The 21,853-nt window shown below is 36.5% G+C and carries 23 protein-coding genes; 13 read left to right on the forward strand and 10 right to left on the reverse strand.

Annotated features, from left to right (window positions below; genetic code table 11):
• The first annotated feature begins 5 nt into the window (after nt 1-5).
• The 7 genes from B9T31_RS10870 (at nt 6) to truA (ending at nt 8,636) form a co-directional block, all read left to right on the forward strand.
• The gene (locus B9T31_RS10870) at nt 6-1,901 is read left to right on the forward strand and encodes an ATP-binding cassette domain-containing protein (RefSeq protein WP_086181984.1); all 1,896 of its coding nucleotides are present in this window, start codon (nt 6-8) and stop codon (nt 1,899-1,901) included.
• A 96-nt stretch (nt 1,902-1,997) separates the two neighbouring features.
• The gene (locus B9T31_RS10875) at nt 1,998-2,933 is read left to right on the forward strand and encodes a lauroyl acyltransferase (protein ID WP_086181985.1); all 936 of its coding nucleotides are present in this window, start codon (nt 1,998-2,000) and stop codon (nt 2,931-2,933) included.
• Between the two features lie 454 nt (nt 2,934-3,387).
• Nucleotides 3,388-4,506, forward strand: coding sequence for an aspartate-semialdehyde dehydrogenase (asd, locus tag B9T31_RS10880; RefSeq protein WP_086181986.1), 1,119 nt, complete (start codon nt 3,388-3,390; stop codon nt 4,504-4,506).
• Nucleotides 4,507-4,642: 136 nt separating this feature from the next.
• Nucleotides 4,643-5,932, forward strand: a complete 1,290-nt coding sequence (locus tag B9T31_RS10885; protein ID WP_139840918.1) for a FimV family protein — start codon at nt 4,643-4,645, stop codon at nt 5,930-5,932.
• Between the two features lie 107 nt (nt 5,933-6,039).
• Nucleotides 6,040-6,801, forward strand: coding sequence for a hypothetical protein (locus B9T31_RS10890; protein ID WP_139840919.1), 762 nt, complete (start codon nt 6,040-6,042; stop codon nt 6,799-6,801).
• Nucleotides 6,802-6,857: 56 nt separating this feature from the next.
• Nucleotides 6,858-7,826, forward strand: coding sequence for an asparaginase domain-containing protein (locus B9T31_RS10895; RefSeq protein WP_086181989.1), 969 nt, complete (start codon nt 6,858-6,860; stop codon nt 7,824-7,826).
• A gap of 12 nt (nt 7,827-7,838) precedes the next feature.
• Nucleotides 7,839-8,636, forward strand: coding sequence for a tRNA pseudouridine(38-40) synthase TruA (gene truA, locus B9T31_RS10900; protein WP_086181990.1), 798 nt, complete (start codon nt 7,839-7,841; stop codon nt 8,634-8,636).
• A gap of 61 nt (nt 8,637-8,697) precedes the next feature.
• Here truA and B9T31_RS10905 read toward each other — a convergent pair whose 3' ends face one another.
• Nucleotides 8,698-9,705, reverse strand: coding sequence for an AraC family transcriptional regulator (locus B9T31_RS10905; protein WP_086181991.1), 1,008 nt, complete (start codon nt 9,703-9,705; stop codon nt 8,698-8,700).
• 220 nt (nt 9,706-9,925) lie between these two features.
• Between B9T31_RS10905 and infA the strand changes: the two genes are divergently transcribed.
• Nucleotides 9,926-10,147 (forward strand): translation initiation factor IF-1, encoded by a 222-nt coding sequence (infA, locus tag B9T31_RS10910; RefSeq protein WP_001284370.1) that lies wholly within the window; start codon nt 9,926-9,928, stop codon nt 10,145-10,147.
• Between the two features lie 47 nt (nt 10,148-10,194).
• Here infA and B9T31_RS10915 read toward each other — a convergent pair whose 3' ends face one another.
• From B9T31_RS10915 to leuC, 5 genes are all read right to left on the reverse strand, one after another.
• Nucleotides 10,195-10,563 carry a lysozyme inhibitor LprI family protein gene (locus tag B9T31_RS10915; RefSeq protein ID WP_086181992.1) on the reverse strand — a complete coding sequence of 123 codons (369 nt, stop codon included), beginning with the start codon at nt 10,561-10,563 and terminating at the stop codon, nt 10,195-10,197.
• A 128-nt stretch (nt 10,564-10,691) separates the two neighbouring features.
• Nucleotides 10,692-11,771 carry a 3-isopropylmalate dehydrogenase gene (gene leuB / locus B9T31_RS10920; RefSeq protein ID WP_086181993.1) on the reverse strand — a complete coding sequence of 360 codons (1,080 nt, stop codon included), beginning with the start codon at nt 11,769-11,771 and terminating at the stop codon, nt 10,692-10,694.
• Nucleotides 11,772-11,799: 28 nt separating this feature from the next.
• Nucleotides 11,800-12,375 (reverse strand): hypothetical protein, encoded by a 576-nt coding sequence (locus B9T31_RS10925; protein ID WP_086181994.1) that lies wholly within the window; start codon nt 12,373-12,375, stop codon nt 11,800-11,802.
• 99 nt (nt 12,376-12,474) lie between these two features.
• The gene (gene leuD / locus B9T31_RS10930; protein ID WP_086181995.1) at nt 12,475-13,125 is read right to left on the reverse strand and encodes a 3-isopropylmalate dehydratase small subunit; all 651 of its coding nucleotides are present in this window, start codon (nt 13,123-13,125) and stop codon (nt 12,475-12,477) included.
• Nucleotides 13,126-13,138: 13 nt separating this feature from the next.
• A complete protein-coding gene (gene leuC, locus B9T31_RS10935; protein ID WP_086181996.1) occupies nt 13,139-14,572 on the reverse strand; it encodes a 3-isopropylmalate dehydratase large subunit in 1,434 nt (477 codons plus the stop codon).
• A gap of 398 nt (nt 14,573-14,970) precedes the next feature.
• On the opposite strand from leuC, the gene thyA reads away from it, so the two are divergent.
• From thyA to msrA, 5 genes are all read left to right on the forward strand, one after another.
• The gene (gene thyA, locus B9T31_RS10940; RefSeq protein WP_086181997.1) at nt 14,971-15,813 is read left to right on the forward strand and encodes a thymidylate synthase; all 843 of its coding nucleotides are present in this window, start codon (nt 14,971-14,973) and stop codon (nt 15,811-15,813) included.
• Between the two features lie 85 nt (nt 15,814-15,898).
• Entirely contained in the window at nt 15,899-16,411 is a 513-nt protein-coding gene (locus B9T31_RS10945; protein WP_086181998.1) for a dihydrofolate reductase, read from the forward strand.
• A 23-nt stretch (nt 16,412-16,434) separates the two neighbouring features.
• Entirely contained in the window at nt 16,435-17,487 is a 1,053-nt protein-coding gene (locus B9T31_RS10950; protein WP_086181999.1) for a DUF4105 domain-containing protein, read from the forward strand.
• A gap of 117 nt (nt 17,488-17,604) precedes the next feature.
• Nucleotides 17,605-18,066 carry an META domain-containing protein gene (locus B9T31_RS10955; RefSeq protein WP_086182000.1) on the forward strand — a complete coding sequence of 154 codons (462 nt, stop codon included), beginning with the start codon at nt 17,605-17,607 and terminating at the stop codon, nt 18,064-18,066.
• Nucleotides 18,067-18,168: 102 nt separating this feature from the next.
• The gene (msrA, locus tag B9T31_RS10960) at nt 18,169-18,690 is read left to right on the forward strand and encodes a peptide-methionine (S)-S-oxide reductase MsrA (protein ID WP_086182001.1); all 522 of its coding nucleotides are present in this window, start codon (nt 18,169-18,171) and stop codon (nt 18,688-18,690) included.
• 37 nt (nt 18,691-18,727) lie between these two features.
• Here msrA and B9T31_RS10965 read toward each other — a convergent pair whose 3' ends face one another.
• The 4 genes from B9T31_RS10965 to gspF all read right to left on the reverse strand — a co-directional run bounded on the left by B9T31_RS10965 (nt 18,728) and on the right by gspF (nt 21,767).
• The gene (locus B9T31_RS10965; protein ID WP_086182002.1) at nt 18,728-19,369 is read right to left on the reverse strand and encodes a fumarylacetoacetate hydrolase family protein; all 642 of its coding nucleotides are present in this window, start codon (nt 19,367-19,369) and stop codon (nt 18,728-18,730) included.
• A gap of 35 nt (nt 19,370-19,404) precedes the next feature.
• Complete coding sequence (locus B9T31_RS10970; RefSeq protein WP_086182003.1) at nt 19,405-19,917, reverse strand: hypothetical protein; 513 nt, start codon at nt 19,915-19,917, stop codon at nt 19,405-19,407.
• Nucleotides 19,918-20,107: 190 nt separating this feature from the next.
• A complete protein-coding gene (gspG, locus tag B9T31_RS10975) occupies nt 20,108-20,530 on the reverse strand; it encodes a type II secretion system major pseudopilin GspG (protein WP_086182069.1) in 423 nt (140 codons plus the stop codon).
• 31 nt (nt 20,531-20,561) lie between these two features.
• Nucleotides 20,562-21,767 (reverse strand): type II secretion system inner membrane protein GspF, encoded by a 1,206-nt coding sequence (gene gspF, locus B9T31_RS10980; RefSeq protein ID WP_086182004.1) that lies wholly within the window; start codon nt 21,765-21,767, stop codon nt 20,562-20,564.
• Between the last annotated feature and the right edge of the window lie 86 nt (nt 21,768-21,853).

Below are 21,853 nucleotides of genomic sequence, written 5' to 3' on the forward strand. Positions count from 1 at the left end.
CCAATATGGCCTATATTACGTTAAGGGATGTCCAACTTGCTTTTGGCGGACCTGCCTTACTCGACGGCGCGAATTTTAACTTAGAACGTGGCGAAAGAGTGTGTTTAATCGGCCGAAATGGTGAAGGTAAGTCTACCTTACTTAAACTCATTGACGGTAGTTTACTGCCAGATGCAGGTGAAGTTTCACTACAAAATGGCATCACAATCTCCATGCTTGCACAAGATGTACCCATGGATTCAGGAAAAGTTTCTGATATTGTAGCAGATGGTGCGGGAGAAGCAGCTGAAGTATTACGCGCTTATCATGAAGCAAGCGATGCCTGTGTGCTTGGTGATATGGAAGCATGTGATCGTATGGGTCACTTGCAGCATAAAATGGATCAGTTTGATGGTTGGGCATTAGAAACCAAAGTTAACTCTATTCTTAGTAAAATGAGCTTAGATCCAGATGCAGATTTAGCCGACTTATCTGGTGGTCGTAAACGCCGTGTACTTTTGGCTCGTGCGCTTCTTACTCAACCTGATGTATTACTTCTGGATGAACCAACTAACCACTTAGATGTTGAAAGTATTGAATGGCTTGAAAAGTTCTTGCTCGATCAAAATAATTTAACACTTTTATTTATTTCTCATGACCGTTCATTTGTAGATAGCATTGCCACTCGTATTGTTGAACTAGATCGTGGAACTTTACGAAGTTACGAGGGTAACTATTCACGCTATTTAGACCTTAAAGCACAACAAATGGAAGCTGAAGAAAAGCAAAATGCTTTATTCGATAAGCGTTTAGCTGAGGAAGAAGTCTGGATTCGCCAAGGAATTAAAGCGCGTCGTACCCGTAATGAAGGACGAGTTCGAGCACTTAAAGAGTTACGTGAACAATCTAAAGCACGTCGTTCACAACAAGGTAAAGTAAGCATGGCAACTCAAGATGCCAATCGCTCAGGCAAATTAGTCTTTGACATTGAAAACCTCAGTGTTGCTTTTGGTGACAATGCACCAATCATTAAAGATTTCTCTGCCTTAGTCCTTCGTGGTGACCGTATTGGTTTAGTCGGTGATAATGGCGTAGGAAAAACTACCCTAATTAAAGCTATTCTTGGTGAACTTGAACATACTGGTTCAGTCAAAACAGGAACACAACTCGAAGTTGCCTATTTTGATCAGTTGCGCAATGCACTTGATCTTGAAAAAACGGTAAAAGATAACGTTTCAGAAGGTTCAGATCATGTTGATGTAAATGGTCACCGTCGTCATATTTATAGCTATTTACAAGATTTCTTGTTTTCACCAGAACGTGCTCGAACACCTGTAAAAGCATTATCTGGTGGTGAACGTAATCGTATTCTATTGGCAAAACTATTACTGAAACCATCTAACTTAATTGTCATGGATGAGCCAACGAATGATCTAGATATGGTGACCTTAGAGTTACTTGAAGAGATGCTTGGCGGCTACAAAGGTACATTACTTTTGATTTCACATGACCGTGCATTTATGGATAATGTCGTCACATCAACTTGGGTCTTTGATGGAAAAGGCAATATTGATGAATATATTGGTGGATACCAAGACTATTTAGAACAACGTCCAGACCAAACTGTTGTAGATCAAAAAAGTGATGTTAAAAAAGCACTCGCGAAAGCTGAGGCTGCTATTGTGCCAAAAAAAGCCAAGTTAAGTTATAAAGATCAACGTGAGTTAGATAGTTTACCTGCTGAAATTGAATCTTTAGAAGCTGAACAAACTGAGCTAACCAACAAACTTGCTGATGGTTCATGGTTTATTCAAAATGCGGATGCAGCGACAAAAGCATCCGAACGCCTTTTAGAAATTGAAGAGCTTTTACTTGAAAAGTTAGATCGTTGGGATACCTTAGAGAATCTAACAAAAGCATAAACCTTTTAAAAAGCATCTACATACTCATATGTAGATGCTTTTTATTTCATAAAAAATACTGATAAACTGATAATAATTAAGGAATGAACAAACCCTATGAGTCAAAAACCAGAATATCAACCCGGTGAGTTTCAATGGTCTTTTTTGCTACCTCAATACTGGGGGATCTGGATTGGCATTATCTTCCTGATGATTCTGGCAATATTACCTTGGTGCGTTCAATATCGTCTTGCAACATCATTGGGTCGTTTCTCTTTTAAACGTTTAAAGTCTCGACGAAAAACAACATTACGTAATTTAGAAGTTTGTTTTCCTGAATGGTCTCAAGAACAAATCTATCAAAATGCCGAACACGTATTTATTGATCAAATACTGGGTGTATTTGAAACATTAAATGCATGGTATTGCCCAAAGTGGTTTAAAGGACGTGTGGAAATTGAAGGCTTAGCACATCTTCAAAAAGCACAAGCGCAAGGTAAAGGTGTCTTACTATTAGGTACACATTCCACATTACTTGATGCTGGAGGATATGCCTGCGCACAATATTTTGATCCAGATGTTGTCTATCGTCCGCAAAACAACCCTTTACTCGATATGCTTATCTATCGTTGTCGTGCAACAATTTATACTCATCAAATCGATCATGATGATATGCGAGGTTTGATTCGTCATTTAAAAAATGGTCGTGCGATTTGGTATAGTCCAGATCAAGACTTCGGCTTAAAACAAGGAGTAATGGCTCCATTTTTTGGTGTTCCTGCTGCCACGGTAACCGCACATAGACGTTTGCTCAAAATGACAAAAGCGGATGCTATTCCACTTTATTTTTATCGTGATGGTGATATTCGTAATCCAAAATATAAAATTTTAATCGAACCTGTACTCCAAAGCTTCCCAAGTGATGATGAATTAGCAGATGCCACATTAACGAACCTCATTATTGAACGTCAATTACGTATTGCACCGACTCAATATATGTGGTTTCACAGACGATTTAAAACACGTCCAAATGGCTGGAATAGCATTTATTAAATACATCACAAGTGATCATAAAAAAGCTAAGCCCGAAATTTGCATCCTACATAAATCGGGCTTATATGGTTGTGCTTTTCAAACTTTTTTTCTCGGACCTTCCTTTCCTTTTTTCTTTTGACCAACTCTGGCGTAGAACTCCTTTCCACCTTCAAAGCTGACTAAATCAATGTACATTACATTTTTGTATCGATATAGTTCCGTAAACTGATTATGTTGTAAGCATTAAACTACAACTGCTTAAATAATCATTTTTATATTCACGCTAGCTACATATAGCTCTTTATATTCTTATTTTTTTATCTACTCATAAATTTATATCAGTTTTGTATCTAAGGCAAACAAGATATATTGCATAATATTCTTGATGTTTTCATCGTGTAATACTTGCAGATAATTACCCTTTTGATACACTCAAGTCCCCTTTTTATTTTACGCACCGAGGCAAAATGACATGAAAGTAGGTCTGGTCGGTTGGCGCGGGATGGTCGGTTCCGTCCTTATGCAACGAATGGTTGAAGAAAATGATTTTGCTCACTTTGAGCCATTTTATTTTTCTACCAGTAATGCAGGCGGTGAATCTCCTGTATTTGGCGGTAAAACTGCCCCAGCACTTATGGATGCAACAGACATTACCAGTCTGAAGCAAATGGATGTCATTATTACCTGTCAAGGTGGCGATTACACATCTGATGTTTTTCCTAAGTTAAAAGCTGAAAATTGGAATGGTTACTGGATTGATGCAGCATCTACATTACGTATGGATGATGAAGCAATCATTGTACTTGATCCAGTCAACATGAATGTGATCAAAGATGGCTTAGTCAAAGGTACTAAAACATACGTTGGCGGTAACTGTACAGTTTCACTCATGCTGATGGGCTTAGGTGGTTTATTCCAAAATAATTTAGTGGAATGGGCAACATCGATGACCTATCAAGCAGCGTCTGGCGCTGGCGCGCAGAATATGCGTGAACTCATCAATGGAATGGGTTATTTATATAACAATACCAAAGATTTACTTGATGATCCTAAATCTCCGATCTTAGATATTGATGCTCAAATTGCTGCATTACAGCGTAGCGAAGGCTTTCCTTCTGCAAACTTTGGTGTTCCTTTAGCAGGCTCTTTAATTCCTTATATTGATAAACAATTGGACAGTGGTCAGTCTAAAGAAGAATGGAAAGGTCAAGTTGAAACCAATAAAATCTTAGGTAATCAGCAAATTGTACCTATTGATGGGCATTGTGTCCGTATTGGTGCAATGCGTTGCCACTCTCAAGCATTAACCTTGAAATTGAAAAAAGATATACCGCTTGATGAGATTGAAGATTTGCTTAGAAATGCAAATCCATGGGCAAAAGTAATTCCAAATACACGTGAAGCATCAATGACTGATTTAACACCTGTTGCAGTCACTGGTACATTAACGGTTCCTGTTGGTCGTTTACGTAAGTTAAACATGGGTAAAGAGTACTTAGGTGCATTTACCGTAGGTGACCAGTTATTATGGGGTGCAGCAGAACCTTTACGTCGCATGTTACGCATTCTGATTGAATTTAAAAATAGCTAGTCCTTATTTTTAAAATTAAAACCGATCAAATTTGATCGGTTTTTTTTATTTTGATTAATTACAATATATTTACAAATAACTAACAAAAAGATACTCTCTAGATTAATAATAATTTAAAATTCAGAGAAAAAGTAAAATGAAATTATATAATAAACTTTACTTTGCAATCATGACTGTAATCTGTACACAGCACTCGCACTCTATCTCTATAGAGCCAATACAATTACATTCTTCCATAGGAGAGCTTTTGTATGCGGAAATTAATTTCCAACAAGCCAATATCAATATGCCCATTAATGTCAGTCTAGCCCAACCTGAAGATTTACAATTTATTGGAATACAACATGCTCCACTCAATGATTTAAATTTTTTTGTACGCAAACTTAATGATGGCACTGGTGTGATTACCATCACCTCTTCTAAACCGATGACATCTTCTCATCTTAACATCGTCATTAAAATTAAAGAGGGCTCAAATATACGCTTACAACACCTCTTACTCGCTCTATCAAAGTATTCTCTTGAAAACAAGAATCAACTTACTCAGTCTAATCAGGAAAAACTACTCTCTCCGATGTTTGTGATTAATGAACAAGACATTGCCCTAAATCTACCGAGATCAAATCAAAATAATGAACTCTCAACCACCTCTAATCATGAAATAGCATCTGTACATTTTCCAGAACAAAGTTTAGTTATTTCAAAGGCTCTCCCACCCGTACTCAACAGTGAGTTACAAAGAGAACCTACAGAACCAAAGACAAATCAGATAAAAATTCTAGCGATAGGAAATAGAAATCCATCTCAACCACTCAAATTCTCTTCATCTAAAGACCAACAAACCATACCACGCATTTCTCAGTTACAAAATCAAATGCTCTTAACTCAATTAACAACTGAACGCTCATTGAAAATCTCGAATAATCCACCACCTACCTTAAATAATATTTCGACAGTACCGTATATTGAGCCAATCATCGATCCTTTTGACCTACTCACGAGTAATCCTTCTATTTCCAGTCACATACAAACTTCTTTGACACATCTCAATGTAGAAAGCCCTTTAACCCACACAACAGTACAATATACGGTTCAAAAAAATGACTCTCTGTGGAAAATAGCATCTCAAATCTTAACGAAAAAAAATCACTCGATTCATAAAATCATGACCCAAATTAAAGTGGATAATCAACATGCGTTCATTCATGGAGATATTCATAAACTTAAAAAAGGTGCTATTTTGGCGATTAATACGTCATATCAAAATATAAAAACTACTGAAAATAATGTACTTGCACAAAAAAATATTAAAAACTACTTAAAAAGTGAAATCAAATATTCAGGGCATTTATCTCAACTTAATTTAATGACTCGAAATGCTTCTTATCATTTTCAAATGTTGACACAAGAGACATATTCAACATGACAGCTCTGCAAAAAATTAAATGAATGAATGAGATTCGTAATTTTTAAAATCGAGTTAATTTGCTAAACAAAAAAAAGCCATCATAAAATCTCGGAGTGAATGCCACTATGTTGAAGTATATTTTTCTACTTATTCTGATATTAACCATGGTTTTAATCTATTTCATCAAATTTAAAAAAAACCATTTAAAATCACGTAAATTTAATCGTACATACAAAACACTAAAACAAGAAAATAATCGATCATCTACACGTGAAATTTATCAAAATATTACTGCATTAATTAATGATCGCAATTTTTTTGCTGCTGAAGCACAAATTCATCATGCCCTCAAACAAGATAAATCGCAGCATGAGCTCTATCTTCTTCTATTAGACATTTATATCTTTAAAAATGATACATTTGCAAGTGATCAGTTACTTCAACTGCTACGTACATTAGACCAAGAAGAAATTTTAAATCAAGTAAAGAGTAAACTCCAAGAGCATCTCAATCATGTAGATACCATTGAGTTTACCCCCCAACAATCTTCACATGCTATCAACCGACCCACAAATTCAGTACATCAACCAACAACATCAGAGACGACTGTCAATTTAGATGAATATTCAATAAATTTTGATACCCCAGAAGAAACAATGGATCATCTTGAGGTATTTCTTTCTACTTCCACGCACCCCATCATTCCCCCCCCTGATGCTGATGACATTCAAACAGATGAAATTACTTTGAATTTTGAACTTGCTGAAAAATATATCGAATTAGGCACTTATGATAAAGTCAGGGAATTACTGACAGAATTCGAAAAAATATATACAACTGAACAGCGTTTACGCGCTGATCAAATTTTAAAAAAAATCGCTTCTTAACTTTTTTAGATCTATGATTTAACCATTATCGAATGATTTTAAGGATAAGCGCAATCATGAAAAAAATTGGACTCATTTATATGGGAGGAACATTCGGATGTATTGGTGATTCTTTAAGCCCAATGCCCGCAGAAGCATTTATTCCACAGCTCAAAAAAGTTTTACCTCTTCACCTAAATATTGAATGTTTTATCGCACCTGTAATTAAAGATAGTAGTGCCTGTACCGCCAAAGACTGGCTAAAACTCGTTCAATATTTGCAAGTATTACAACGCGATGGTTTTCAACACTTTGTGATTATTCATGGTACAGATACTCTCAGCTATGCAAGTGCTGTACTTGCTCAATTTATGGCAAAATCTGCCCATGTTATTTTAACAGGCAGCCAATATCCTTTACTCACAGTAACTGGAGGGGATACTCGTGAATTCACAGATGCTTTAGAAAATTTAAATTTTGCACTCAATGCGATTAATCAGTGTTCTGCTGGAGTTTATCTCGCATTTCATTATCAACTTATTCACGCACAAACAGCCTTAAAAATACATACAACAGATTTAAATGCTTTTCATGGCATTTCTGTATCACAAGATATCCAACAAGCTTCAAACGCATTTCTCATTGAAAACATACATATTGAAAAAGCTGCACAATTTAACTGTGTCAACTGGATGATGCAACCCATTGAACAATACTTACTCTCGTTGAATTTAAAAAATATATTAGAAGCACCTCCACACTGTTTAATTCTTCAAGGCTTTGGTATCGGGAATCTTGCAATTAATTCCGAAATACTTTCAATAATACACAGTTTACAAGCTAAGAATTGTGCCGTCATTCTCACCACACAAGTGCCTTTTGGAGAAATCGATCAGCGATATGCGATTAGTGATTGGGTACAGACCGCAAAAATTTTAGTCAGTAATACCAAAAGTCATGCTGATCTTTATGCAAAAACCCTTAAAATGTATTTAAAATACGATGCTATAGACCAATGGCATACACATTGGGGCAGTGATTTTTAATTTGAGGTGAATATGCAACGTTTTGCAGTCGGCATTGAGTTCTGTGGTATTCGCTATAAAGGTTGGCAAACTCAACAACATGGCGTGCCAAGCGTGCAAGAAACCATTGAAAGAGTTCTCTCAAAAATTGCAGATGAACCTATTATTTTACATGGTGCAGGTCGAACAGATGCAGGAGTCCATGCAACCAATATGGTCGCTCATTTCGACACACATGCCGTTCGTCCTATACGAGGATGGCTAATGGGATCGAATAGTACACTACCTAAAGACATTTCAATTCAATGGATCAAAGAAACAAGCTCGGAGTTTCATGCTCGCTTTAAAGCCCAAGCACGACGTTATCGCTATGTAATTTATAGTAACCCTCAACGCCCAGCGCTTTTACATAAGCAAGTGACACATGCCTTCTATCCGCTCGATATCGATAAAATGATTGCTGCAGCACAAAAATTTGAAGGAACACATAATTTTGAAAGTTTCCGAGCTGCTGCATGCCAGTCGAATCAGCCTGTGCGTCATGTGAGTCATTGTCGATTAATTCAACATGGTTGTTATTTGGTTTTAGATATTCAAGCAGATGGCTTTTTACACCATATGGTGAGGAATATTGTGGGATGCTTACTTGAAATTGGTCAAGGAATGTATGAAATTGATCATATTGACAAAATTTTTGCAGCCGAAGACCGAAAAGCTGCAGGAATCACTGCCCCACCAGATGGTTTATATTTTATTCAAGCACACTATCCAGAGCACTTTAATTTACCACAAGTACCACTTGGCCCACATTGGTTGAACATGCCGGAGTAATTATCTTTTCATCATAATGACAACGTTGATGAATTAAATAGAAATATTTAAAAGAATCATCTTAGCGCTGTTTTCTTTTTCTATATTCGACTGGTGTTTCATTTGTCCAACGTCTGAATGCACGATAAAAGGTACTTGGTTCAGAAAATCCAGTTAAATATACGACTCGTTCTACACTTTCTGTGGTACTGGCAAGTAATCGTTTGGCTAATCGACAACGATAGTCTGATAGAATTTGTTGAAAGCTCGTATGTGCTTCACTCAATTGTGTTCTCAGACGCCTAGGTGTGATATTCAACTGTGATGCAACTGTATCAAGAGTCGTTTCTCCGCTCTCTAGCGTTGCTCCAATTGCTCGACGCACCTCTCCGACCAAATCATAGCGAGCAAGCTCTTGGAGCTTCTCTAATGCCAATTGTTCGTGCAAATGCAATAACTCTGGTTCAGCTTGCCAAAGTGGGTGTTCTAAAATTGCAGGCTCGAAATATAAGCGCGTTTCTTTTTGCCCTAAACTCACTGGACATTCATAAATACGAAGATATTCTTCATCTGGCGCACCTATATTAAAATTAAAATCAATATAAAGCGGTTGAAAATGACCTTCTGTAATAAACTTAAAAAAACGAATAATGCCGGACATTGCACATTCAGAAAAATGTCGATTCACAATATTTTCTGATGCATGTTGAAGACCATTTGTTAAATAGCAACGATCATCTTCAATCACCAATTTAGCTGAAAAAGCATCACTAATTAAACGTTGATATGCTAGCGCTCTTTTTAATCCTTCACCAAAGTTTTCAGAAGATACAAATAAATGCTCGATGACCTGTCCTCTAAAAAGAGGTAAATACTCACCTAAATGCAGGCCAATATCTGGGTCTTTACTCACTTCTTCGGCAGCAATCCAAAATGCGTATTGTGCACTCAATGGAGTTCGATCATTGGTTTCAACTTGAGTCAAGGCAACGCCTGCTTTAGTTAGAATTTCTTCTGTCGGCAAGCCTGAACGTCGAATAGCTTGATAACCAAGTCGTAAAACAACGGATGCATCTGTTAGCTGACCCACTCAAAACCTTCCTTGCGCAATTGAATTTATATTCCAAATTTAGATTAACTGCGATTGACCGAACTGACAACAAAATACATCATTTATTTGTTTAAATTATTTAACGCTTAAATCTGCCTATTTGACTGACAGATGATCATTAGAGAAGCCCTCTAATCTTGTAATTTACAAAAAAATTGACTATAATTTGCGCCTTTCCAATTTGATACTCAGGTAGGCTATGGCCAATAAAGAGGAACTCATCGAGTTCGAAGGCGTTGTCACCGAAACGCTTCCTAATACTATGTTCCGTGTACGTTTAGAAAACGGTCACGAAGTTATTGCACACATTTCTGGTAAAATGCGTAAACACTATATTCGTATTTTAACAGGCGATAGTGTAAAAGTAGAAATGACACCTTATGACTTGACTAAAGGTCGTATTACTTATCGTGCACGCTAAGTGTTAGTAAGCAAAAGCCACTAAATAAGTGGCTTTTCTGCTCATTACTATCTTAGACTGTTCGTTTTACATCCGATTGTTTTACATTCGCGGATACGCTCACCTAACCAAAAATTACGCTCAATTGTCTTCTGCGTATTACAATTTACGTAGACTGTACCTCGCTCTTCGCTAGAACAACTTTCGTCACGTGACTTAATCCATGCAATTTGGGAGCGTTTCAATATCGTTTTTTGTTCACTATTGAGATACTTTCGAAGTTCGCCATAACTCTTATTTAAATCACGATCAGCACTTTCAAAAACTTTATTTGTACAATAAATATCATCATATGTATTTCTTGGGTTTTCACAACTACCCGCATAACTCATTGTCGTCCATAAACCCAACAAACAAATCATTGACCATTTTTTCATTTTAGCCCTCTTCATATTATATTACGGTAATATTATTATATTGAATTTTATACATGAACTGATCTTTTCAAACAAAATTAAAAAACGCAGCATAATTGCTGCGTTTTCCAGTCTAGCGTGAAGTATTTTTAGTTCAATGCAGCGACAACCGCTTGTCCCATTTCAATCGTACCAACTCGAGTTAAGTCTGTAGAGAAAATATCTGCTGTACGTAAACCTTGATCAAGTACAATACCAACTGCATCTTCAATTGTTTTTGCAGCAACTTCTTCACGGAATGTATAACGGAGCATCATGGCAACCGAAAGAATTGTTGCTAATGGGTTTGCTATATTCTGCCCTGCAATATCTGGTGCTGAACCATGACATGGCTCATACATTCCTTTACCATTTTCATCTAAAGATGCAGAAGGTAACATGCCAATAGAACCTGTAAGCATTGCTGCTTCATCCGATAAAATGTCGCCAAACAAATTACCCGTAACAATCACATCAAATTGTTTTGGCGCACGCACCAATTGCATTGCTGCATTATCGACATACATATGTGATAACTGAATATTCGGATATTGTTCTTCTTTTAGTGCAGTGACCGTTTGTTTCCAAAGCTCTGTCACTTCTAAGACATTGGCTTTATCCACTGAACACACCTTAGAGCCACGTAAGCTTGCCAATTCAAATGCAACTTTTGCAATACGTTTAATTTCAGATTCAGCATAAACATCTGTATTAAAGCCTTGCTTTTCACCATTCTCAAGTTCACGAATACCACGTGGTTGACCAAAATAAATCCCCCCAGTGAGTTCACGTACAATGAGAATATCTAAGCCAGCGACTACTTCTGGTTTCAAACTAGATGCATCTGCCAACTGAGGGTAAAGGATTGCAGGGCGTAAATTAGCGAATAAATTTAGTTCACTACGAATTTTTAACAAACCACGCTCTGGTCGAATTGAACGCTCAATGGAATCCCATTTAGGACCACCAACTGCGCCCAATAATATTGCATCTGCCTTTTGTGCTTGAGCGGCAGTCACTGCAGGATACGGCTCACCATGTGTATCAATTGCTGCGCCACCTAATAAGCCATGTTCCCACGTCAAGCCTAAATTAAATTTTTCGTTTACTCGTGTTAGCACTTGTTCCGCTGCTTTAATAATTTCAGGGCCAATACCATCACCAGGTAAAATCAAAATATGCTTAGACATGAATTTTTCCATTTTTAAATCAGTAACATTACTGACGTTTGTTAAGTTTCATTTCCACAAACTCACCCAAACCATTGAGGACATTATAGGGTTTGCAAAAACGACGTATTGTCTTTTGACCTTCTATTAAATCGACACATAATGGTTCTGGCGCTGACACATTTAATAATGAGCCTGTACCCACTCCACGGTTGCGATACATTTTAAAGGTATAATTTCGTTTGGCTTCAAACTTATGAATGACAAACAGCTTTTCTGCGCGTTCTTTAGAAATTGGATAAAAGCGAATAACAATTTCATGTTGTTGAGGAGAAACCGAAAGATATAGTGTATTTGGCTTATTTAATGAAGTCCCTTTTAATCGAACAACGCCTTGTTCAATTGCTTCGTGACCAATCTGATGCCGATTTTCATCAACAATTTTGATTAAATCTAAACGCTCAAATTCACAAGTCTCAGTTCCTGTACAAAAAACTAAAGCATTCTGTTGAGTGCTTTCAGTTTCTTTTACATTTTTAATTCGGGCTGTATCCCATACTTGACAACCCGTCAATACAGATACAACCAGACTAAAAATCCCGATTTTATACACAGATTTAGTCATGGAGCAGCCCAACCTTAGACTTTACAGAGCAATCAATATTATTATGCTTTGATATTATCAGGAGATTAGTCGTATATCTATGACTGAATCGTGCAGAACTTATGCTTTTATTTCACTAAATACCCAAGGACGAGTTTGCTTGGTTCGTTCTTCAAAAGCATGAATATCTTCTGCAACTTCCAAAGTTAATCCAATATCATCAAAACCATTTAATAGACAATGTTTACGAAATGGATCAACTTCAAATTTAAACCGCTCACCAGAAGGTGTTTTGACTTCCTGAGCCTCAAGATCAATGGTTAATTGATAACCCTCAGTCTCAGTACATTCTTTAAATAGTTGATCCACAATTTCTTCAGATAAAATGACAGGTAACATGCCATTTTTAAAACTATTATTAAAGAAAATATCAGCATAACTTGGTGCAATTACTGTGCGAAAACCATACTCACTTAATGCCCATGGCGCATGTTCACGACTAGATCCACAACCGAAATTCGCACGTGAAATTAGTACTGTCGCACCTTGATAACGCTCTTGATTTAAAACAAAGTCAGGATTTTTAGGTCGAATAGAATTATCTTGACCAGGATAACCTTCATCTAAATAACGCAATTCATCAAATAAGTTATCACCAAAACCTGTACGCTTAATCGATTTCAAAAATTGTTTTGGAATAATTAAATCTGTATCCACATTGGCACGATCTAATGGCGCAACGATACCTTGTTCAGTGGTATATTTTTTCATCTTCTTGCTCCCATTAAAATGAACGTACGTCAACAAAATGACCTGCAATTGCAGCAGCAGCAGCCATCGCTGGACTAACTAAATGCGTACGTCCACCATTACCTTGTCGCCCTTCAAAATTACGATTTGAGGTTGATGCACAATGCTCACCAGGTTGTAATTTATCAGCATTCATTGCTAAACACATTGAACAACCAGGTTCACGCCATTCAAAACCTGCGTCAATCAAAACCTTATCCAAACCTTCAGCTTCAGCTTGTGCTTTGACTAAACCAGAACCAGGAACCACCATTGCTTGTTTAATGGTACTTGCTACTTTTTTGCCTTTGGCAATTTCAGCAGCAGCACGAATATCTTCAATACGAGAGTTTGTGCACGAACCAATAAATACACGGTCTAATTGAATATCAGCCAATGCTTGACCGCCCGTTAAACCCATATAATGATACGCACGCGTCCAATCATTACGTTGTACATCATCTTTTGCTTGTTCTAATGTTGGAACAGCTTGAGACACTGGAATCACCATTTCTGGCGAAGTTCCCCAAGAAACTTGTGGCTCAATTTCTTCACCTTGTAATACAACAACCGTATCAAAATGTGCATCATCATCTGAATGCAAAGTATTCCAATACGCTACTGCAGCATCCCACTGCTCGCCAGTTGGTGCATATGGGCGATTTTTAACATACTCAATGGTCTTATCATCAACAGCAACCATTCCTACACGTGCACCGCCTTCAATTGCCATATTACATACAGTCATACGACCTTCAATTGACATATCACGGAATACCTGACCGCCAAACTCAATGGCGTGACCTGTTCCCCCTGCGGTTCCAATTTTACCAATAATTGCTAAAACAACATCTTTAGGGGTTACGCCTTGACCTAATTGACCATCGACACGTACCAACATGTTTTTCATTTTCTTTTGTACTAAGCATTGTGTTGCCAATACATGTTCAACTTCAGACGTACCAATACCATGCGCTAAACAACCAAAAGCACCATGTGTCGCGGTATGAGAATCACCACAAACCACTGTCATACCTGGTAATGTTAAGCCTTGCTCAGGCCCGACAACATGTGCAATACCTTGACGAATATCATTAATATCAAACTGTACAACATTAAATGTTTTACAATTATCATCTAAAGTTTGTACTTGGATACGAGATACATCATCTTCAATACCTGCAACACCCTGTGCACGTTCATTTTTAGACGTCGGTACGTTATGATCAGGTGTGGCTATATTTGCACTTAAGCGCCAAGGCTTGCGACCCGCAAGTTGTAATCCTTCAAAGGCTTGTGGTGAAGTCACTTCATGTAATAAATGACGATCAATATAAAGTAATGCAGAACCATCATCTCGTTGTTTTACTAAATGGTCATCCCATAATTTATCATACAATGTTTTTGCTTTTTGGGTTTCGCCTGCCATGTCGATTTGCTCCACTGGACTGGGTAATTTCTATTTCATTGATTCATTATACCGCCAATATCATATAAATCTAATTTATCATTTTTATAAAATAAGTAACTTTATAGAATAAGTTAATATTTAAAATTTCCTTTCTCACAATGCATTGAACAAAGACTAATTTATTTTTAGTCAAAGCAAATGATAATGCCTACAAAACAAAAACATAAAACTTTGTTTTATATTAAATAATACAATGTTTTTAAGATACGATGCTGTATTTCCCCCATAACTTTTCCTTGCCTTTCACTTAAATATAACGTCAGTTTGGTATAAACTCATCGTCATTAGTTAATTTACTTCATTTCCCACATTGATAGAAAAATCAATTTGCGATATGGAAAAATAATAGGATATTTATGAAAGCGTATTTAGACCTTTTACAACACATTCTTGATCACGGCGGAGATAAAGGTGACCGTACGGGAACTGGTACTCGGTCTGTATTTGGTCATCAAATGCGTTTTGACCTATCCAAAGGTTTTCCAATTTTAACCACTAAAAAAGTACATTTTCGCTCAATTGTAGTCGAACTTTTATGGTTTTTAAAAGGTGACACAAATGTAAAATACCTTCAAGACAATAAAGTCACTATTTGGGATGAATGGGCAACGGCTGAACAAACTGCTCGTTTTGGTCGTCCTGAAGGTGAACTTGGACCCGTTTATGGACATCAATGGCGAAACTTTGGTGCGACTAAAAAAGAAAATGGTTTATATGAACAAGATGGTTTTGATCAAATTCAATGGCTGATTAATGAAATTAAAACCAATCCCAACTCACGTCGACTCATTGTATCGGGTTGGAATCCTCAAGAAGCTGGGCAAGTTGCACTCCCTCCTTGTCACACATTATTCCAATTCTTTGTACAAAATGGAAAATTATCATGTCAGCTCTATCAACGTAGTGCAGATGTATTTCTCGGTGTGCCATTTAATATTGCCAGCTATGCATTATTAACACATATGATCGCTCAAGTTTGCAATTTAGAAGTTGGAGATTTTGTTTGGACGGGTGGTGATACACACTTATATGCCAATCATTTTGAACAAGCACAGCTACAATTGACACGCAATCCATTATCACTTTGCCAATTAAAATTAAACCCAGAGGTCAAAGATATTTTCGCTTTTAAATTTGAAGATATTGAAATTGTAAATTATGAATCTCATCCTGCTATTAAAGCCCCTGTAGCAATTTAATTTTAAAGCGTTTTGCTCATCTCCTTTCAAATAAGCAAGAGATGAGTAAAATTAAATATGCAAAAATAAGTAATTTGAGTTTTTTATGACCTTTCAAAATTTAGAAGTTGTGCACGTTGTTGCGATGGATCAACAACACTGTATTGGTAAAGCGAATGATTTACCCTGGCATATTTCTGCTGACCTCAAACATTTTAAAGAAATTACCCAAGGCGGTGTGGTCATTATGGGACGTAAAACACTTGAATCTATGGGTAGAACTTTACCTAAACGTGTCAATTGGGTCATTACACGTGATTCCAACTGGACATTTGAAGGTACTAAAGTTGCATATAGTATAGAAGATGCATTAAATCAAGCGATTGTAGATGTAGAGATATCCGAAAAACCAACTTCAATTTTTATTATTGGTGGTGGCGAAATCTTCAAGCAAACCCTTGATATTGCAGATCGACTTGAACTCACTCACGTAGAACTTGATGTCCAAGGAGATGCTTATTATCCTCAAATTCCAAATACATTTAAAAAGGTTGCATCTGAACAACAGGTTGATGAAAAAACAGGAATTGCGTTTGAATTCGCAACCTATACAAAATAAAAGACAATAGGCATAGGCTAATAATGGCGCCAGTGAAGCAGAAATTAACAGCTAAAATACGTTTATTGGGGAAAAAGCTTCAGCCTTTTCTTTTCGTTTTTTTTGTTGTTTGCTCTTCTATTTGGGCATGCTTAGCTATATGGTTTCAACAACCTATCAACGATAGCTTAACTATTCTGTTTATCGCGCTGTGGGTGATCTTTTCAATTATATGCATATGTACTTATCTCACCCAACATTTTCTTAGTTCTAATAAAAGCTGCCTAATCTATAGTCTTGCTTTTGTATGCAGTCTCATTTGGTATTTTAATATCGAAGCACGGCAAGACCGTGAATGGGAACCTGATGTTTCCCATGTCCTCACCTATAAACAGCATGGAAGTTTAGTCACTTTATATAATGTACGAAATTTTAATTGGCGCACCGAAAGTGACTATGACGAAAAGTGGGAAACACGGACTGTCGATTTAAGTAAAATTACGGGTGTGAATGTCATCACATCCTATTGGATGGGTCCTCAAATTGCACATACGCTGGTCAGTTTTGACTTTGAAAATAGTTCGCCCATTACATTTTCAATAGAAATTCGCAAAGAAAAAGGCGAATCATTTTCAGCATTAGGCGGTTTTTTTAGAAAATTTGAATTAAGCCTCATTGCAGCAGATGAAAAAGATATTATTTTTACTCGAAGTAATATTCGTAAGGAACAAGTCTACTTTTTCCCAATCAATATGCCTAAAACAGAAATACGTGCATTATTTGAACAATATTTATTAACAGCCAAAGACTTACAAACAAAACCAAAGTGGTACAATACATTGACCAGTAACTGTACCACCATCGTATTTGACATGGCACAAGCCATTAGCCAAAACCAATATCCATCTGATTATAGATTACTTTTATCTGGATATTTACCTAATTATCTTTATGATCTTCATGCATTCAGTCACCAGTGGACCATCCAACAATGGTATGAACATGCTCACATTAATCCCAAAATGGAAAATCAAACGAACTTAAATAGTCACGAATATTCAACTTTAATTCGTCAAGGACTCATACCACTTCCATAATTTCAAGCCGAACTACAATAAACTCATCATTCAATAATCTATCGATACAAATAGTGCTATCTGTTTTCTATTTTTCTGTTTATATTAGATATATATCAACTTAAAAGTGACCTAAAAATGTTAAAAAAATTATTCGCTATTTCAATTCTAAGCTCAACATTGGCAATTGTGGGTTGTCAATCTACTCCTAGTACATCGACAAATATGACAACAACAAATTTAACACTTTTACAAAATACAACGTGGGTTGCAACAAAAATTGGAAACTCAACGATTGTTTATAATAATGATGCAGCGAATCGTGCAAGCCTTCAATTTGATGAAGCCAATCAACGTGTAACAGGAACTGATGGTTGTAATCGACTTACAGGTGCATATAAAGCAGGTAAAGATACTTTAGTTCTTGATCAACTTGCATCTACACGAATGGCGTGTATGAATAATGACAATTTAGATCAAAAATTTAATACAGCATTAGCAAAAGTAACAAATTACCAAGTTTTTGGTCGAACATTAAAACTTCTTGATCGCCAAGGAAACCCTGTCATTGAGTTTGAGAGCGTCATTCAACCACGTTAAGCTTTTAGCAGCCTAAACTTAGGTCAGCTTTTTGTTCATGATAATTGTAATTTAAGCTAAATTACAATATATATAGGGTCCAGTATTTTTTAGGATATAGCCATGCAACAAGCACTATTTGGTGGAGGATGTTTCTGGTGTACAGAAGCGATATTTTCACGTTTAATTGGTGTTCAAAAGGTGACTTGTGGTTATGCCGGTGGAAATACACTTAATCCAAGTTACGAAGAAGTTTGTAAAGGTGAAACGAATCATGCGGAAGTGATTGCAATTGAATTTGATGAATCACAAATTCAATATGAGCATTTATTAGATATTTTCTTTGCAACCCATGATCCTACAACACTGAATCGCCAAGGTAATGATATTGGAACGCAGTACCGTTCTGTGATTTATTATTTTAATGATGAACAGAAACAAGCTGCTCAAAATACCATTAATACGCTAAAAGCAGATGATTTAAATATTGTAACTGAGCTATCAGCAGTACCTACTTTTTTCCCTGCTGAAGAATATCATCAAAACTTCTTTGCGAAAAACCCAACCCAAGGATATTGCAATTTTGCAATTCCGCCAAAGTTGTTAAAATTACATAGTAAATTTCAACATCTTCTTAAAGATTAATAAAAAGGACTGCACAAGCAGTCCTTTTTATTTGGATTTATGCTTTAACAAATGTCGTCCAAATATGTTCTTTTGTCTGACCTTGCAATGTCATTTTCAACTGATCACCTGCATGAAGTGCAGCAACGCCAGCAGGTGTTCCTGTCATGACTACATCACCTGGTTCTAAAGTAAAAACCTGACTAATATCAGCTAATAAAGCACCAATTTCGAAAATTAAAAATGCCGTATCACCCTGTTGACGTAATTCATCATTTACATGCAATGTGTAGTTAATTTTGTTCCAAGCTTGCACTTCAGATACATCAACCCAGTCCGCAATAATACAAGAACCATCAAATGCTTTTGCACGCTCCCACGGATGCCCTTTGGTCTTTAACTGATCTTGTAAATCGCGAAGTGTTAAATCTAAACCTAAAGTCACTGCACCGATCGCTGCCAACGCTTTCTGTGGATCAGTTTCTGCTTTTAGCGTTTGATCAATTCGTAAGGTAAGTTCACATTCATAATGGCAATTTCCCCAATCTGCATTCCAAGAAACCCCATCCGTCAAAGAAACTAAACTACTGGGCGGTTTAATAAAAAGAACAGGACTATCAGGAACAGCATTACCCAATTCTTTTGCATGATCTGCATAACTACGACCGACGCAAACTATTTTAGATGGACGAGTACTCATCATATTTCCTTTTGTGATCGAAATAATTTAAATCATTACTTTTTAAATGTATTTTCAAATAGTGTTTGATCTGCCACATCTTTAAATGCACTTTTAGGCACAATCACTGCTGTTGGACTTTTTGCTGGTCCAACCTTCAATTCCAGCATATAACTTACACGACCAATGGCAAACTTTTGAACATCTGTATATTGAAATACTTTTTTATGACCATTGCTAAAAATTTCAGCATGTGCCTGATATAAATCAATTCCTTGCTCACTTTTTCCAATTTGGTATTTGACAAATTGGCGTTTAAACATGAGTGGTAAAAACCAATAACGCATTAAAATTTGTAAAATAAAGAAAAATGTTCCTAACGCAATGTAATAACGCCCCACACCATCGAAGCCGAGATAAAAGCCCCAAATAATAATACCAATACTAATGACGGGAGTGATAAAACGTGTAAATTGCTTTTTTCCAAATGTTGCTAAAGCAAAACCATCTTGAGATTCCTCAAGCGTTAAAATATATCGTAAAGATAAAGTAGGCTTAATTTCAGACATCAGTTCAATATTACATCAATAATTCATCGCTAAATACTACACTAGAATATCGCGAAAGGTTATTAAATTCATGTATGACAATATTTTCTTCTTCATATTTTAAAGTTTTATTTCAAGCATAAATCAACCCAAATATATAAAAAAACCAGTTTCTAAAAAACTGGTCATCTTCATTTTTATCTATGTTAAATTATGGCTTATAAAAAATATCAGCATCTGCACCTTCACCGCCTTCTTTACCATTTGCACCCAATGAATATAAGTCAAATGGTCGACCTTCTGAACCTGGGTTCACATACTGTAAATCATTGTCCCAACTGTCTTTCGGATATTTCTTTAAATACCCACCAATAGGATAATTTTTTACATTCGCAGGTTGAGTAACTAAAGCTTCTAAACCACCATCCTGAGTAGTCGGATATCGATTATTATCCATCTTAAATGCATCTAGTTCTTTTGCCACACTATTTAAGGTAATTTCTGTTGTTTTAATTTTAGATGAGTCTACTTTCCCCATCACATTTGGAACAACTAACGCCGCTAACACACCTAAAATGACAATCACAACCATGACTTCAATGAGGGTGAAACCTGATTGCTGTAGCCTTTTCATTTCCATTCCACTTTCTCGCCTATTTTTATCATCAGATCATATTGTTCATATTTACAATTGGTAGCATGACAGCCATCACAATAACCAGAACAATCCCTGCCATGAAAACTAACATTAATGGTTCTAAAAGAGCCAATAATGTTGAGATCAAGGTTGTTACTTCTCTGTCTTGCATTGTCGATGCTCGATCCAGCATCCGATCTAGCTCACCAGAAGCTTCTCCACTTTTTATCATTTGTACCATCATTGCTGGAAAATAACCACTTCGTTCTAACTGAGTAGACAAGTTGCCACCTTCCATGACTTTTTCAGCAGAAAGATTAACAGCATCTCGAATAACCCAATTGTTACTTACAGCCGCACCTATTTTCAAAGCATCGACTAAAGGAACACCTGATTGCGTCAAAATAGATAAAGTACTGGCAAAACGTGCTGCATTTATACCACGTGATAGTTTACCAAATAATGGCAGTTTGAGTGTTAAACGATCAAATGTGTAATGTCCAGCAGTTGTTCTTAAAAACTTAATCAAGAGGATAATACCCAACACTCCTCCGACTGCCATGTAAGGCCATGCTGCTCGAATAAAATCACTCATCTTCATTAAGGCAACTGTAATCCACGGCAATGCATCTTTATTTTGATCAAACGTTTTCACAATATCTGGTACAACATAGGTCATGAGCCCCATCACAATTGCAAATGACATCAACAATAAAATCATTGGATAAATCATTGCGCCTTGAATTTTTTTCTGCATGGCAAATCGATTTTCTGTATATTCAGCAAGCTGATCTAAAATTAAATCTAAATGTCCAGAACGCTCTCCCGCTGCAATGGTCGCAATATATAAATCTGGAAACCGCCCCGAATGCTGTAATGCATTGGCAAATGAATATCCTTCTAACACTTTAGAACGAATAGACAGTAATATCTTTTGTACATGTGCTTTTTCGCTTTGCTTTGCGACAGCTTTCACCGCCTCTTCTAAAGGAATAGCAGCTGCAATCAACACAGATAACTGTCGAGTCATTAATGCCAAATCATAAGCAGTCAGTTTCTTTTGAAACCATGCATGTGAAGCCTGACTATTTTTTTGCTCAACTGGTTCAACGGAAATGGGAATTAACTCTTGATCACGCAATTGTTGTCGAATTTGACGTGCAGAATCTCCCTCAAGTACGCCTTTTTGTTGCTTACCTAATCCATTGATTGCTGTAAATTGATATGCTGGCATTGTTATGCTCTTTTCATCCTCATTATTATTTTAGTACAGTTGCACTGCAGCACTAAAATCATTCATATTACTCACTCTAACATAAT

Origin of the sequence: Acinetobacter sp. ANC 4558 (genome assembly GCF_002135375.1) — a bacterium.
Classification (GTDB): Bacteria; Pseudomonadota; Gammaproteobacteria; order Pseudomonadales; family Moraxellaceae; genus Acinetobacter.

Coding starts and splice junctions, on each gene's coding strand:
- infA (WP_001284370.1), top strand. CDS start 9,926: ATGGCCAATAAAGAGGAACTCATCGAGTTCGAAGGCGTTGTCACCGAA.
- B9T31_RS10870 (WP_086181984.1), top strand. CDS start 6: ATGGCCTATATTACGTTAAGGGATGTCCAACTTGCTTTTGGCGGACCT.
- leuC (WP_086181996.1), bottom strand. CDS start 14,572: ATGGCAGGCGAAACCCAAAAAGCAAAAACATTGTATGATAAATTATGG.
- B9T31_RS10895 (WP_086181989.1), top strand. CDS start 6,858: ATGAAAAAAATTGGACTCATTTATATGGGAGGAACATTCGGATGTATT.
- asd (WP_086181986.1), top strand. CDS start 3,388: ATGAAAGTAGGTCTGGTCGGTTGGCGCGGGATGGTCGGTTCCGTCCTT.
- B9T31_RS10955 (WP_086182000.1), top strand. CDS start 17,605: ATGTTAAAAAAATTATTCGCTATTTCAATTCTAAGCTCAACATTGGCA.
- B9T31_RS10885 (WP_139840918.1), top strand. CDS start 4,643: ATGAAATTATATAATAAACTTTACTTTGCAATCATGACTGTAATCTGT.
- B9T31_RS10925 (WP_086181994.1), bottom strand. CDS start 12,375: ATGACTAAATCTGTGTATAAAATCGGGATTTTTAGTCTGGTTGTATCT.
- B9T31_RS10890 (WP_139840919.1), top strand. CDS start 6,040: ATGTTGAAGTATATTTTTCTACTTATTCTGATATTAACCATGGTTTTA.
- B9T31_RS10970 (WP_086182003.1), bottom strand. CDS start 19,917: ATGTCTGAAATTAAGCCTACTTTATCTTTACGATATATTTTAACGCTT.
- msrA (WP_086182001.1), top strand. CDS start 18,169: ATGCAACAAGCACTATTTGGTGGAGGATGTTTCTGGTGTACAGAAGCG.
- truA (WP_086181990.1), top strand. CDS start 7,839: ATGCAACGTTTTGCAGTCGGCATTGAGTTCTGTGGTATTCGCTATAAA.
- gspF (WP_086182004.1), bottom strand. CDS start 21,767: ATGCCAGCATATCAATTTACAGCAATCAATGGATTAGGTAAGCAACAA.
- leuD (WP_086181995.1), bottom strand. CDS start 13,125: ATGAAAAAATATACCACTGAACAAGGTATCGTTGCGCCATTAGATCGT.
- leuB (WP_086181993.1), bottom strand. CDS start 11,771: ATGTCTAAGCATATTTTGATTTTACCTGGTGATGGTATTGGCCCTGAA.
- B9T31_RS10915 (WP_086181992.1), bottom strand. CDS start 10,563: ATGAAAAAATGGTCAATGATTTGTTTGTTGGGTTTATGGACGACAATG.
- B9T31_RS10965 (WP_086182002.1), bottom strand. CDS start 19,369: ATGAGTACTCGTCCATCTAAAATAGTTTGCGTCGGTCGTAGTTATGCA.
- gspG (WP_086182069.1), bottom strand. CDS start 20,530: ATGAAAAGGCTACAGCAATCAGGTTTCACCCTCATTGAAGTCATGGTT.
- B9T31_RS10950 (WP_086181999.1), top strand. CDS start 16,435: ATGGCGCCAGTGAAGCAGAAATTAACAGCTAAAATACGTTTATTGGGG.
- B9T31_RS10945 (WP_086181998.1), top strand. CDS start 15,899: ATGACCTTTCAAAATTTAGAAGTTGTGCACGTTGTTGCGATGGATCAA.
- B9T31_RS10875 (WP_086181985.1), top strand. CDS start 1,998: ATGAGTCAAAAACCAGAATATCAACCCGGTGAGTTTCAATGGTCTTTT.
- thyA (WP_086181997.1), top strand. CDS start 14,971: ATGAAAGCGTATTTAGACCTTTTACAACACATTCTTGATCACGGCGGA.